We start from the raw sequence: 14,127 nt of genomic DNA, 5'->3' as shown, positions 1-14,127 counted from the left end.
TCGCAAAATTTGCGAAGCTTTTTGAATCTTATAAATTAATTTCTAATTCGAGTGGGGCGTGGTCCTGGCGGGCGCCAGTGTCCACGACTTTGATATTTTCAACTTTATCTGCGATTCGGTTTGATACCAAGTAGTAGTCGATCCGCCAACCAGAATTGTTGATTTTTGATGTTTTCGAACGTTGGGCCCACCAAGAATAAATGCCTTCTTCGCCTGGGTGCATGGCGCGCAGGGTGTCCGTATAGCCGGCGTCGAGCAACTTGCTGAACTGTGAGCGCTCTTCATCAGTAAAGCCAGCCGAGTGATGATTCGTGTTTGGGTGCTTCAAATCGATTTCTTCGTGGGCGACGTTAAAGTCACCGGAGAAGATGACGGGCTTTTGCTCGTTCAAGCCGTTGATGTATGCACGATATGCGTCATCCCAAAGTTGCCGATCAGCGAGACGCGCTAGTTCGCCACCGGCGTTAGGCGTGTAGACAGTTGAAACGAAGCAATTCTCGAATTCTGCAGTCACAATCCGACCTTCTTGATCCATTTCGCCGGGAGCCCCAATTGTCGGATAGGCCACGTTAATTGGTTCGTCTTTTGTGATCAACATCGTGCCGGCATAGGATTTGCGGGCTGATGAAGAATTCGTATAAAAGTGATAGCCGGCAAAAAGCGTTTCGAGCGCCTCTCGTTGCTTCTTGGTGAGGCCTTCGACTTTTAGCTTGGTTTCTTGAATGGCGATCACGTCCGGTTTTGCTTCCGCAATGGTTTCGAGGACGCCCCAAGTCATGAGCCCACGGTCGGATTTGTGTTCGACAGCGGCGTTAATGGAATCGATGTTCCAGGAGATGAGTTTCATGTGCCTTCTCTTCCTTCTCGTTTTACTATTCTTCTTGCTTTGTATCGACGGGCGCCTTGCTAACCGTTTCCATTGCCAATCGTTGCATGTAAGCCGGAATGGCTTCGGCGATTTTTGATGGCAGGGTCACGTAGGCCGTTTTGCTGAGCTCTTCGGCAATGGCGGAGTGCGTATAAACGGCTGCTAAGACAGCGTGACTGACAGGTGAAAACTGTGCCGTAAAGCCGGCAATCATACCAGCCAGGGTGTCGCCCATGCCGCCAGTTGCCTGATAAGGGCCACCAACTGACAGTTGATACATATCATCTTTCAAGTATACCTGGGTAGCCGATGATTTCAAAACAAGAATCGGTTCCGGATTGAGGTTGATCAGCGCCTCCCAGTTCGCGTCTTCCCTGCTTTGATCAGCAATGACCACTTCGCCAAACCGTTGCCATTCCATTTGGTGTGGGGTGAGAACGACTTTGGCATTGGGAAGGGGAAGGTGCTGCTCTGCCATCATGGTAATGGCTGAACCGTCAATAATGAGCGTCTGTTTTGCTTGAACGGCTTGGAGGGTTTCTTTTAGAATGGTTAATTCCTGGCCAAGACCGGAACCAATTAAGATGACGTCCGCTTTTTTGATGGCTGCCGATAGGTCTTTTCGGTAATCCATGACCATCACTTCTGGAAGGCGGGCGTGGATGGCGGATTTGTTGGCCAAATCCGTTGCAACGGTAACGAGCCCCGCACCAGAATAAACGGCGGCTTGGGCGTTCATGATGACTGCGCCACCAAGGTTTTCGTTGCCACCAATAATGAGGACGTGACCATAGTTTCCCTTGAAACTGTTGTTCTGTCTTTTGTTGACGACGTTTGCTGCGATGTCGTGTGATAGGGTAAGCATAAAAATTTGACCTCCTGGCAACATTTTACCGCGGACTTGTGTATAATAAAAATCAAATCATTAGAAAATTATGAAAAAGTCATGTGAGACTTTTCCGGAGAAAACAGACGGAGGTATTTTCATGGTCGATTGGCAGTTGAAAGCAAAGGAAGAGGAAGCCGACTACTTAACGGATTTGGCGGATTATTTAGCCATTCCATCCGTGCGCGATGATCAGCAGGCAACGGAGGACGCGCCCCTGGGACCCGGACCGAAAGCAGCGCTGACGCACATCTTATCGTTAGCAGACCGGGACGGCTTTACCACAAAGAACATCGATAACGTGGTTGGCTACATTGAAATCGGGCCAGAGGACAGCGAAGAATACGTGGCTTTGCTCGCGCACGTTGATGTCATGCCGGCCGGTGAGGGCTGGGATACCGATCCTTTCACAGCAGTTATCGAGGATGGCAAAGTCATTGCCCGTGGTGCTTCCGATGATAAGGGGCCAGGATTGGCGGCTTATTACGCCTTCAAGATGATTCGTGATTTGGATTTGCCCTTGAAGCGTCGGGTTCGCTTGATCTTTGGTACGGATGAGGAAAACGATTGGACGGGGATGACGCGCTACTTCGAAGTGGAGCCCGCACCCGCCTTCGGCTTTTCGCCCGATGCCGAATACCCCATTATCAATGGGGAAAAGGGAAACGTGCAGGTGAACGTGACGGCTGCTGGAACAAACGGGGATAAGGCGCAGTTGCTGAAATTTGAGTCCGGTTTGCGGACAAACATGGTACCTGGTGTCGCCCGCGCGACGGTGGCTGGCCTTGACTTTGATAGGGTGGATGAGGCGTTTGCGGCCTATCTGAAGGCCCATCCTCAAATTCATGGCAAAGTCAGCCTCGATGGCGATGAGGTCTCCTTTGAGTTGATTGGAAAGCAGGTTCACGGTTCCCTTCCGGAAACGGGTGAGAATGCTGGTACTTACTTGGCTCACTTCTTGGAGCAGTATGACTTTGGTGGTTCTGCTGCAGGCTTCTTGGCCTATTTGGGCACTTGGTCACACGATGATCCAACCGGTCGCCAACTTGGTGTCGCTTTCCAGGACGACGTCATGGGTGCCTTGTCGATGAACGTTGGCATCATTCGTTTCGACGAAGAAAACGGCGCCTTTATTAACTACAACTTCCGTTATCCAAAGGGCATTAGCCCCGACTTTATTCGTGGCAAGCTGGCCGAGGCGGTTGAAAACTGGCCACACAAGGCAGAAATTGGTGGTCACGCACAAGTACCACACTACGTGGCGCCAGAAGATCCCGTTGTTCAGACTTTGTTGAACATCTACCATGAGCAAACCGGCTTGCCAGCCCATGATCAGGTAATCGGGGGTGGCACATACGGCCGTTTGATGGAACGTGGCGTGGCCTTTGGTGCGCTCTTCCCAGATTCGCCTGAGACCATGCACCAGGTCAACGAATTTGCCTTGGTTGACGACTTGGTTCGTTCGATGGGAATCTATGGCCAGGCGATTGTCGAATTGGCAAACTTGCCAGAATAACAGCCAAAGAACTTGGTAAAGCGAAAGAAAGAAGACTAACAAAAAACCATACTCTCGCTTTGACCGGCTGAGTATGGTTTTTTAATATCCCAGAAAGGACAGCCACCGCTTTGCGGCTTTGTCCTGAGGAGCCGTCTAGCAGGACGGCTCCTTTTCTGACTAAATTATAGCATGGTTGGAGTGAGCGGAGTGCGGTTTTTTATGCCGATTAGGAATCCGCTTAGGCTATTCGCCCAATTCTTCTTCGGTCAGGTTTTCGTCGTCTAGTTGCCGCTTCTTATCTCGAAAGACGTAAAGCTTTGCTAAGTAATAATTGGGGATGAGCAACATGGCATTACGCGCGATATTGACGTAAAAGTCGTCGAACTTCAGGTGTTGAACACCAATCCACATGATGACCAAGCCCAACCAAAAAGTCAGTCCTCGTGAAAGATAATAGTTGACGATTTCAGGGAGGAGCTGCCATCCGCGGGCCTTTGATTCAAAGACCCACTGACGGTTGGTCACATAGGCGAAGAGTACGGCAATCGCCCAGGCTAAGGTGTAGGAAATCGAATAATTGGCGACTTTTGAAATGAGACCATAAGACCACATATTGACCAAAAAAGTTCCAAAACCTAACAATAGGTAACGAATGATTTTGTCATATTTTTTTAGTAAAGCTTTTACCATAACCGTTCTCTCTAACCGTGATATTTCCACTATGATAACAAAGAAAGACAAAAGCAACATTAAAAGATGACAAAAAGATCAAAAACAGCCGTTTTTTCTAAATTTCGTCGCGACAAACCTTGTGATAATCGCTTATTTAGTCTAAAATTAATAGGAAGAAATGACTTGGAGGATTTACTATGTCTAAATGGACAGCAGCTGCGGATGCAAACCGTGGTACGTTAGAATTTTCAATTGCAGAAGCGGATGTACAAAAGGGTTTGAAGGCCGCTTTTGAAAAGAACAAGAACAAGATTGCGGTTCCTGGATTCCGTAAGGGAAAGGTGCCAATGTCACTTTTCTTGCAAAAGTTCGGTGAAGAAGCTTTGTACCAAGATGTGATGGACATCGTTTTGCCAGCCGCATACCAAGCTGCTGTTGCAGAAGCTGGTATTACGGTTGTTGGACAACCTGACATCGCCCCTGTTTCAATGGAAAAGGGTGCTGATTGGGAAATGAAGGCCGAAGTTGCCGTTGCCCCAGAAATCAAGTTGGGTGACTACACTGGCTTGACTGTTGAAAAGCAAGATGCCAAGGTTTCAGATGACGATGTTGATGCTGAAATCAAGCGGATGCAAGAAAACCAGGCAGAATTGGTCTTGCAACCTGAAGGCACGAAGGCTGAAAACGGCGACACTGTTGTGATCGACTTTGACGGTTCTGTTGATGGTGACCACTTCGAAGGTGGCCAATCAAAGGATTACTCACTTGAATTGGGTTCAGGCTCATTCATTCCTGGCTTTGAAGAACAATTAGTTGGACATGTTGCCGGTGACGATGTTGACGTTAAGGTCACTTTCCCAGAAGAATACCAAGCCAAGGATTTGGCTGGTAAGGAAGCGCTCTTTGAAGTAAAGCTTCACGAAATCAAGCGCAAGTCTTTGCCTGAATTGGATGACGAATTCGCAAAGGATGTTGACGAAGATGTTGACACGCTTGACGAATTGAAGGCCAAGACGAAGAAGAACTTGGAAGAAGCACGCGAACAAGCTGCTAAGGATGCCTTCGAAGACGCTGCCGTTGAAGCAGCTGTTAAGAACGCTGAAGTAGTTGGTGGCTCAATTCCACAAGAAATGATCGACGAAGACGTGAACCGTCAAATGCAACAATACCTCGGTCAATTGCAACAACAAGGTATCTCACCACAGATGTTCTTCCAAATTTCTGGTCAAACAGAAGATTCATTGAAGGAACAATTCACTGAAGGTGCTGACACACGTGTTAAGACAAACTTGGTCTTGGAAGCTATCGTGAAGGCGGAAGATTTCCAACCTTCTGATGAAGAAGTGGCTGCTGAAATCAAGGACTTGGCTTCACAGTACAACATCTCAGAAGAACAAGTTAAGCAATCATTGTCAGATGCTCTGTTGAAGCATGACATCGCCATGAAGGCAGCGGTTGATAAGATCGTTTCCTCTGCTAAGGCAAAGTAAACGAATTGAAGCCCCTTGCGGGCTTTTTTTCTTAGAAAAAGCTTGAGAATGGGCCTGATTGATTAGGACTTTCTTAAACGAAACGATAGAAAGGACGGCTTATGGCTGAGCAAAATCAAGGACCAATGGTGCACTGTTCCTTTTGTGGAAAAGGTGCTGATGAGGTCAAAAAGTTAGTTGCTGGACCAGATGGCCTCTACATTTGTAACGAGTGTACAGACCTTGCTGAACAAATCATCAAAGATGAACTGGCTGTCGATGCCAAAGAAGAGCAAATCGACTTGCCAACGCCAAAGGAAATTGTTGCTTCTTTGGGTGACTATGTGATTGGCCAAGACGATGCGAAGAAGACTTTGGCAGTAGCGGTTTATAACCACTACAAGCGCGTCAATGAAAACGCCTTGAAGACAACCGACGTTGAACTCCAAAAGTCCAACATCGCCTTACTTGGACCAACTGGTTCTGGAAAGACCTATTTGGCGCAATCGCTTGCTAAAATTTTGCAGGTTCCCTTCGCCATCGCTGATGCAACGACTTTGACAGAGGCCGGCTACGTCGGCGAAGACGTGGAAAACATCCTGTTGAAGCTCTTACAAGCGGCAGACTTTGACGTCGAATCGGCGCAGCGGGGGATTATCTACGTCGATGAGATCGATAAGATTGCTAAGAAATCCGAAAACGTTTCCATTACGCGAGATGTTTCCGGTGAGGGTGTCCAGCAAGCTTTGCTGAAAATGCTGGAAGGAACCGTTGCCTCCGTTCCGCCACAGGGTGGTCGCAAGCATCCTAACCAGGAACTCATCCAGGTGGATACAACCAACATTCTCTTTATTGTTGGCGGCGCCTTTGCTGGTTTAGATACGATTATCAAGGAACGACTAGGTAAGCGTGTCATTGGCTTTGGATCGGCTTCGTCCGAAAACGCCGAAGCCTTAAACAAGGCAAATGTTTTACAAAATGTGGAGCCGGAAGATTTGTCTAAATTCGGATTGATTCCCGAATTCATTGGTCGCCTACCAATTATTACGGTGCTCGACGAATTGACGGTTGAAGACCTCACCCATATCCTAACGCAGCCTAAGAACGCCTTAGTGAAACAGTACAAGGCCTTGCTTGGCCTGGATGGTGTGGATCTTGAGTTCCAACCAACGGCACTCAAGGCAATGGCTGACTTGGCCATTTCACGAGGAACGGGTGCCCGTGGCCTCCGTTCAATCATTGAAGACGTGATGAAAGATATCATGTACGAGATTCCATCACGCGATGATGTTGAAAAAGTCGTCATTACGAAGGCTGCAGTTGAAACGGGTAAGGAACCAAAGATGGTGTTGAAAACGAAAGAGGAGGACTAAGTATGGACGTTCATAATGTAGAAATGGTCATGTCGGCCGTTTCACCTAGTCAGTATCCCGATGATGGCCGACCAGAATTTGCCCTTGTTGGCCGTTCAAACGTGGGGAAGTCTTCATTGACAAACACGCTCATCAACCGAAAAAACTTTGCCCGAACGTCTGGCCAACCAGGTAAAACACAGACGTTAAACTTCTATGCGGTCGAAGACGCCTTGTACTTTGTCGATGTGCCTGGCTATGGTTATGCCAAGGTATCCAAAAAGAAGCGAGAAGCTTTCGGACAGATGATTGAAACCTACATTACGTCACGGAAGCAATTGCGTGGGGTGATTTCTTTGGTGGACGCGCGACACAAGCCCAGCGAAGAAGACATCATGATGTATCAGTGGTTGAATTATTATCAAATTCCCGTTCTTTTAGTGGCAACCAAGGCGGATAAAATCGCTCGTGGAAAACTAAACCAATCGGAGTCGATTATTAAAAAGGCGGTCGAATACGACGACGCCAACTCGGACTTCTGCTTTTTCTCATCGGTCGAAAAAACCGGTAAAGATGAAGTCTGGGGCTGGATTGAAAGCAAAATGTAAGTTTGAACAATTTGGTTGATAATTGTTTTATAATGAATAAATAACAACTAGACCATTGACGAAAAAGACCTTCTGAGTACAATAGTACTTAGGAGGTCTTTTACATGGCAGAAGATACAGCAATTTTTGCAGGTGGTTGTTTCTGGTGTATGGTTGAACCCTTTGATTCCATGCCTGGAATCAAAAAGGTTCGTTCCGGTTATACCGGCGGTCACGTCGCCAACCCAACCTATGAAGAGGTATGTTCGCATACCACTGGACATACGGAAGCCGTCAAAATCTGGTTCGATCCAGATGTGATTTCCTACAAGGAACTAGTCGATTTGTACTGGCTGGTAGCGGATCCAACGGATGCGACCGGCCAGTTTGCGGACCGTGGTGATTCTTATCGTCCGGTGATCTTCGTAAACTCTGAGAAGCAGCGAGAAATCGCCGAGGAATCGAAGAAGGCGTTGGCTGCGTCCGGTCGTTTTGATCGACCAATCGTGACATCAATTGAAGATGCCAAGCCTTTCTACGAGGCGGAAGAATACCACCAGGACTTTTATAAGAAGGATCCCTTCCGAGAAACCATGATGATGGTACCCCGGAAGCAATATCAAGCAAAGTATTGGGAGGATAAAATTCATGACGAAGGAAAGTAATGAAGAATTAAAGGCTCGTTTGACACCTGAACAATATGAAGTAACACAGAATGCGGCAACGGAGCGCCCATTTACCGGTAAGTATGACCAGTGGTGGGATGATGGCATTTTCGTTGACGTGGTTTCTGGTGAACCGCTCTTCTCATCAACGGATAAGTATGATTCTGGTTGTGGCTGGCCTGCCTTTACGAAGGGCATTGATGATGCTGACTTGCGTGAGCACACGGACCATTCCTTTGGGATGACACGGACGGAAGTTCGTTCGCGTGATGCTAATTCTCACTTAGGTCATGTCTTTCCTGATGGTCCTCAGGATAAGGGCGGTTTGCGTTACTGCATTAATTCCGCTTCCTTGCGCTTCGTTCCAAAAGAAGACATGGAAAAAGAGGGGTACGGCAAGTATTTGTCCCTTTTCAAGTAAATAAATGACCAAGTCGCTGGTTTTACCAGCGACTTTTTTCTTGCTCTTTTAGAATAAATTTTGTTTCTGCATACTCGATATCATATAATATTGGGTAGAAGAGGAGTTTGCGATGACAATTAAAGTACCAAATCGTGTTTTAGAGGCGGTTGTCCTAGCAAGTTTAAATCAGGAACCTTTATATGGTTATGCGTTGACAAAGAAAATTCAACGCCAATTACCCATCTCGGATTCAACAACTTATCCCGTCCTTAGAAGAATGGAACAGGCGGGCTTAGTGGCAACACACTCGGCTGTTTATGCAGAACGAATTCGAAAGTATTATCGATTGACGGATGAAGGAAAGGCCTATTTGATCGAAGTGGAACGTGACTGGCGAACTTTTGCCAGCCAGGTCAATGGCCTACTGGGAGAATAAGATGACCTACATCGAAGAGCTCGAACAGGCGTTAGGACGCTTGAAAACAGGCGAGCGAGAACAATTTGTTCAGCACTATGCTGACTATTTGAATAATCATCAATTAGACGATTGGGCGGCGCGAAAGACTTTGGGCACACCGGCAGAACTAGCCGAAAAGATTCAAGTACGACTCGCTAATCAAGAAATTGCGGACCAAGATTCGAACAGAACGACTAATCAAGGCCATGCTGGCCACTTTGCTTGGCTAATGTGGCTGACAGCACCATTGTACCTGGGACTGTTTGTGGTCTTGTTCTTCCTTGTCTGGTTGCCATCCTTGCTGATTTGGTCCTTGATGGTGGCCTTTATTTTGGCTGCGGCCTTTGTCGGCGTTGCTGGGGTTGTTGTCGTGGCACAGTCGTTGTGGGGCGGGGCCTTTTATATTGGCTTAGCACTTTTGATGCTAGGAATCATGTTTTTATTGTCGCCCTTGGCGACTTTCTTCTCCATGAAGTCCGCGGATTGGACGCGTTTTGCTGGTAGTCGAGTGATGCAACGTTTGAAAAAGGGGTTGAACCATGAATAAGAAAATTTGGTTTGGCTCTTCTCTCGTTTTGTTGGGCGCCGTGTTAATGGGCCTTGCCTTTTTTCAGGACGGTTTTCCAGGACAAATTTATTGGAACAACGGCCCTGTTTATTTATCTGAGCGCGATGAAAAGGGCGAAGTGGACCTGACACCTGATCAGATTGTTTCCGGTAAGCAGGATCTGACGGGACTCGATTTGTCTGTAAAAAACGCTGATGTAACGGTGCGTTCGGGGGAGCACTTTGCGATTTCCGTTGATCGAGCAGAGAAGAATTATGTCACGGTTTCTTCGAACGACGGATTGGTCAAAGTTACTGGCGATGAGCGCTTTGGTTGGTCTTGGGGAATCAACCAACCAACACCCCATCACATCACGATTACCCTTCCTGAGAAAACGACCCTTCAAAGTCTCAGTTTAGCTAGCCTGAATGGTGATTTGACGGTCAAAAACAGCCGCTCCGATCAGCTGAAAATTAAAAATACCAACGGGGATGTGAACTTGTCCGATGTCAAAGTCGCAACGAGCGGGGGTGTGACAAACCGCTATGGCGATATCTTCGTTAAGAAGAGCACGCTGCCAAAGCTGAAAACTTATAGTCGTTATGGCGATATCAATGTGACGAATGCTTATCAGAACGTCACGGCGGATCAGGCAGTCTTTAGCCTGACGAACCTTTCGGGCGATATTTCCTTGACCTAAGCTGTGCTGGCGGCTATAAAATCATTAATCGAAATGTAAAGGCTACTTCGTTTGAGTAGCTTTTTTCTATATTTTTACGTGTTATTGTTTTGACGGGGTTGAAAGGATGGCGACAGCGAATGGGAAATGATGGGCCGGTGTACTCTTTAGAAGGCTCATCCGGGAACGATTTTGCGCTGAAATTTTGCTATAATAGACTCAATTCCATCATTGGATAACGTTGATTTGGTAGGAGAACATGGTTAAAGCAAACTTAGTCAAAGAAAACCTAACAGGCGATAAAATTGGGGTCTTTTTCGGTACCCTGGCACCGATGCACATTGGCCACCAAGCCGAAATCTACAAGGCGGCTGCCTTAAATGACGGCGTGGTGGTCATTACCTCAGGATATACTGGCGATCGTGGTGACCAGATTGGGCTGCCCGTCGAGAAACGTTTTCGCTACTTACGAGAAGCCTTTAATGACGAAAAAAGCATTAAGGTGGATTACATCAATGAAGATGATATTCCGCAAATGCCAAATGGTTGGCAGGAGTGGACGGATCGGTTGACAACGACGATTAAGCGAAACATTACGAATCCGGATGCCCATATTACGCTTTACACGGGCGAAGCAGATTATCAAGCCATGCTTGAGAAGCTATTGCCAGATGACGGCCATTGGTCGGTCTCACTAATGGACCGCACGATTTTGAAGGTTTCAGCGACGGCGGTTCGCAAAGATCCCTTGGGAAACTGGGATTATATCAACCGTGTTTTCCGTCGACACTTTGCGAAGAAGATTTTAGTTGTTGGGGCGCCTCAAACTGGCAAGTCCACGTTGACCAGGCGACTGGCCCGAACGTCAAACTCGCCATTTTCTGTGGAGTTTTCGCGAACCTACCAAGAGAAGTCCAATGTCTTTGATTCCGAATTACTACTAAAGGATTATTCGCGTATTATTCAAGGGCAATACGATGCCAATTCGGCTGAAATCAATTCGCCGGCCAACAACGGGCTGACTTTTTTTGATACGGACGCCATGGTGACAATGGCCGAGACGCGTTCTTGGTTGGATCAAGACGATGCGGCGAAACTGCAGTTCCTTTTTGATAACACGATTGGGGAAGAAGAACTTGATTTGATTCTTGTGATTCCGCCAGAAGTGGCGGTGCAAAACGGGGCCGATGCCAAAGCTTCGCAGCTTTTTGATCAGAATCTCTGGCAGGTCATTCGTGACTATGGCTTTGCTGACAAGGCGGTTCGTTTGGATCGTCAGGGTGCAGCGGACGACCAGGCAGGTTATTATGCCCGTTATCTGCAGGCACTCGAGATTATTGAAAAACGAGTCGGGGTTAACTTGACCAAAGTCTAACTTGTTGGACCTGCCTTTGGGCGGGTTCTTTTCAGTAACGAGTAGTTTGGATTAGCTCGTTGCTTTGTTGGTTGCGCCATTTGATGAATTGGTGATTTCTTGAAAGGAGGCAGTGATGACGTCACGCTATGCACAGGTCGTGGTTGATGTGCCCACGCAACAAACCAATCAACCGTACACTTACTTGATACCTGACGAATTAGCGCAACGTGTTCAGGCTGGTGTTCGCGTCTTGGTGGCCTTTGGCCATCGCTCTGTTCTTGGATACGTTGTGGCCCTGACGGATCAGTTGCCAGAAGATATTCAAGAAGACCAGGTCAAAGACGTGTTGACGGTCTTAGATGAACGTCCGGTTCTATCAACTGAACTCTTGGAGCTGGCCAAGCACTTAGCGGAAAAGAATTTTTCCTACTGGGTGACTTTTTTGGCCCTGATGCTGCCGACTTCCTTAAAGGCGTCTTATCGCAAAAAACTGATTGCGCAGCCTAGCCTTTCCGATGCGGATCGGTTAGCTTACCTAGATGGCCAGCAGGAACGCCTGGTGAAGATGAAGGACTTTTCAGCCAAGGGCTGGCGAGCGATTCGCCAGCTTGAAAAGGCCGGCTTACTCAAAGTGTTGACGGTTATTGAGAACCAGGGGAAAGTGAAAACCACCACCGCTTTTCAAACCAATCCGGATCGAGAAGCGCTGGAAGAAATTTCTTCTAGTCTGTCAAAAGGGGCCAAGCAGCAACGAGCCATCGTGGACTTTGCCATCGCTCACCCGGGTCAGACTTTTTCAAAGGAAGACTGGCTAGAACAACTGGATGTTTCTTTTGCAACCCTGGGTGTTGCCGCTAAGAAGGGTATCTTGAAAAAAGTCGCCGTCGAAGTCAAACGGCGGCCCGATCGATTGGCCGACGGGCAAAAGGATGACATCAAGCAACTAAACGATGAGCAAGAGGTTGCCTATCAAGCTATCACGTCGGCGAATGATGACCATCAGCAAGAGGTCTTTTTGTTAGAGGGTATCACTGGATCAGGTAAGACAGAGGTTTATCTGCAGGCGGCTCAAAAAGCGATTGATCGCGGGGAACAGGTTCTCTTTTTGGTTCCAGAAATCGCCCTGACCCCTCAGATGCAAAAGCGAGTCGAAGATCGTTTCGGTGATCAAACCGCCTTGCTGCATTCCGGCCTTTCCGTTGGGGAACGCTATGATGAATGGCGGCGGATTCATGAAGGAAAAGTTCAGGTGGTCGTCGGTGCTCGTTCCGCCGTTTTCGCCCCCCTTGATCGCTTGGGACTGATTATTGTTGATGAAGAACATGAGAGTTCTTACAGCCAAAGCGAAAATCCTCATTACTCGGCGCGTGACGTGGCGCTTTGGCGGGGGCGCTTTCATCACGCACCCGTTGTGCTGGGATCGGCAACGCCTTCATTGGAGAGCCGGGCTCGAGCACAAAAGGGCCTGTACCACTTTCTTCGCTTAACTAAGCGAGCTAATCCACATGCGACTTTGCCAGCAGTATCGATTGTTGACATGCGTCAGGAACAGCTCGACCGCGGGGACACCAATTTTTCTTCTGGTCTCTTAGAACAGTTGAAGGCCGTTTTGGCACGTGGCGAACAAGCGGTCTTGATGTTGAATCGGCGGGGCTTTTCGTCCTTTGTGATGTGTCGTGACTGTGGTTTTGTGCCAAGGGATCCGAACTGTAATTTGGCCATGACCCTGCACATGGATAGTCGCACCTTGAAGTGCCACTACTGCGGTTATCAGGAACCAATTCCACACATTTGTCCGGTCTGTGGTTCAAACCGCATTCGCTACTATGGAACGGGCACTGAAAAAGTCGAGACCGAACTGGCTGCTTTGTTACCGGATTATCCCGTGATTCGCTTGGATCAGGACACGACGCGAAGAAAGGGAGCCATGGCCAAGGCATTAGCCGACTTTGGCCAGAAAAAGGCGCAGATTCTACTGGGAACCCAGATGGTGGCGAAGGGCTTGGATTTCCCTGACGTGACCTTGGTCGGTGTCTTGAATGCGGATACGGGCTTAGGGCTGCCTGACTTTCGGGCATCGGAAAAGACTTTTCAATTACTGACGCAGGTAGCCGGCCGTGCGGGCCGTGCCGAACATCAGGGCGAAGTGGTGATTCAGACCTATAACCCGGATCACTATGCCTTGAAGTATGCGCAAAAACACGATTATGAAGGTTTTTATCGACAGGAAATGGCTATTCGTCATGCGGCTGAATTTCCGCCTTACTTTTATACGGTTCAGATTCAATGCTCGGCAAGTGAGGAAAATCAGGTTGCCCTGCAAACGGCTAAAATTGCGGCCTGGCTCAAAAAGCGCCTACCCGAAGACGTTTTGTTGCTGGGTCCATCGCCCCGGTCGATTGCAAAATTGAAGGGCCGCTTCTTTTTCCAAATGATTTTGAAGATGAAAAAGCCAAACGAGGTGGATGCCTTACTTCGCGACTTGGTGGACCAGTCGCAGAAGGCCGACAAGGACTTTGCATTAGAAGTCCGTCGTGATCCCGTCTCCTTTATGTAAAAAAGTTCGTTAAAAAAGAGAAAGAAATGGTGAAAAGACGCGATAAAAGGTCGGGCCTTTGGGCCTTCTTTCTCTTTTTTGCTATAATAAGATCAACTGATTCCTTTTAGAAAACACAGTGAGGTAAGAA

At 47.9% G+C, this 14,127-nt stretch carries 14 protein-coding genes; 11 read left to right on the top strand and 3 right to left on the bottom strand.

The window, feature by feature from the left end; all coding sequences use genetic code 11:
- Positions 1-28: 28 nt before the first annotated feature.
- Together G6R30_RS04095 and G6R30_RS04090 are read right to left on the bottom strand one after the other, a co-directional pair.
- The gene (locus G6R30_RS04095; RefSeq protein ID WP_213821738.1) at positions 29-847 is read right to left on the bottom strand and encodes an exodeoxyribonuclease III; all 819 of its coding nucleotides are present in this window, start codon (positions 845-847) and stop codon (positions 29-31) included.
- Between the two features lie 25 nt (positions 848-872).
- Positions 873-1,733, bottom strand: a complete 861-nt coding sequence (locus G6R30_RS04090; protein ID WP_213821736.1) for an NAD(P)H-hydrate dehydratase — start codon at positions 1,731-1,733, stop codon at positions 873-875.
- Positions 1,734-1,854: 121 nt separating this feature from the next.
- Between G6R30_RS04090 and pepV the strand changes: the two genes are divergently transcribed.
- Positions 1,855-3,270, top strand: coding sequence for a dipeptidase PepV (gene pepV, locus G6R30_RS04085; protein ID WP_238476788.1), 1,416 nt, complete (start codon positions 1,855-1,857; stop codon positions 3,268-3,270).
- A gap of 225 nt (positions 3,271-3,495) precedes the next feature.
- On the opposite strand, the gene G6R30_RS04080 is transcribed toward pepV, so the two are convergent.
- Positions 3,496-3,942 carry a GtrA family protein gene (locus G6R30_RS04080; RefSeq protein WP_213821731.1) on the bottom strand — a complete coding sequence of 149 codons (447 nt, stop codon included), beginning with the start codon at positions 3,940-3,942 and terminating at the stop codon, positions 3,496-3,498.
- A 179-nt stretch (positions 3,943-4,121) separates the two neighbouring features.
- On the opposite strand from G6R30_RS04080, the gene tig reads away from it, so the two are divergent.
- From tig to priA, 10 genes are all read left to right on the top strand, one after another.
- A complete protein-coding gene (tig, locus tag G6R30_RS04075) occupies positions 4,122-5,414 on the top strand; it encodes a trigger factor (protein ID WP_213821729.1) in 1,293 nt (430 codons plus the stop codon).
- Between the two features lie 101 nt (positions 5,415-5,515).
- Entirely contained in the window at positions 5,516-6,766 is a 1,251-nt protein-coding gene (clpX, locus tag G6R30_RS04070; protein ID WP_213821727.1) for an ATP-dependent Clp protease ATP-binding subunit ClpX, read from the top strand.
- A 2-nt stretch (positions 6,767-6,768) separates the two neighbouring features.
- Positions 6,769-7,353, top strand: a complete 585-nt coding sequence (gene yihA / locus G6R30_RS04065) for a ribosome biogenesis GTP-binding protein YihA/YsxC (protein WP_213821725.1) — start codon at positions 6,769-6,771, stop codon at positions 7,351-7,353.
- Positions 7,354-7,457: 104 nt separating this feature from the next.
- A complete protein-coding gene (msrA, locus tag G6R30_RS04060; protein ID WP_213821723.1) occupies positions 7,458-7,997 on the top strand; it encodes a peptide-methionine (S)-S-oxide reductase MsrA in 540 nt (179 codons plus the stop codon).
- Positions 7,981-8,418 carry a peptide-methionine (R)-S-oxide reductase MsrB gene (gene msrB, locus G6R30_RS04055; protein WP_213821721.1) on the top strand — a complete coding sequence of 146 codons (438 nt, stop codon included), beginning with the start codon at positions 7,981-7,983 and terminating at the stop codon, positions 8,416-8,418. Before msrA ends, msrB begins: the two co-directional genes overlap by 17 nt.
- A gap of 112 nt (positions 8,419-8,530) precedes the next feature.
- On the top strand, positions 8,531-8,836 hold the full coding sequence (locus tag G6R30_RS04050) for a PadR family transcriptional regulator (RefSeq protein WP_213821719.1): 306 nt from the start codon (positions 8,531-8,533) through the stop codon (positions 8,834-8,836).
- A 1-nt stretch (position 8,837) separates the two neighbouring features.
- Complete coding sequence (locus tag G6R30_RS04045) at positions 8,838-9,404, top strand: DUF1700 domain-containing protein (RefSeq protein ID WP_213821717.1); 567 nt, start codon at positions 8,838-8,840, stop codon at positions 9,402-9,404.
- Positions 9,397-10,104, top strand: a complete 708-nt coding sequence (locus G6R30_RS04040) for a DUF4097 family beta strand repeat-containing protein (protein WP_213821715.1) — start codon at positions 9,397-9,399, stop codon at positions 10,102-10,104. The genes G6R30_RS04045 and G6R30_RS04040 overlap by 8 nt, the downstream gene beginning before the upstream one ends.
- Positions 10,105-10,342: 238 nt before the next feature.
- Positions 10,343-11,458: an AAA family ATPase gene (locus G6R30_RS04035; protein ID WP_213821713.1), complete on the top strand. Its 1,116-nt coding sequence runs from the start codon at positions 10,343-10,345 to the stop codon at positions 11,456-11,458.
- Between the two features lie 115 nt (positions 11,459-11,573).
- Positions 11,574-13,997 (top strand): primosomal protein N', encoded by a 2,424-nt coding sequence (gene priA / locus G6R30_RS04030; protein WP_213821711.1) that lies wholly within the window; start codon positions 11,574-11,576, stop codon positions 13,995-13,997.
- The last annotated feature ends 130 nt before the right edge of the window (positions 13,998-14,127 follow it).

Source organism: Fructobacillus parabroussonetiae (genome assembly GCF_018437265.1).
Lineage (GTDB): Bacteria > Bacillota > Bacilli > Lactobacillales > Lactobacillaceae > Fructobacillus > Fructobacillus parabroussonetiae.
Note: the sequence above shows the minus strand (reverse complement) of the source record. Positions and strands in the feature narration are given on the sequence as shown.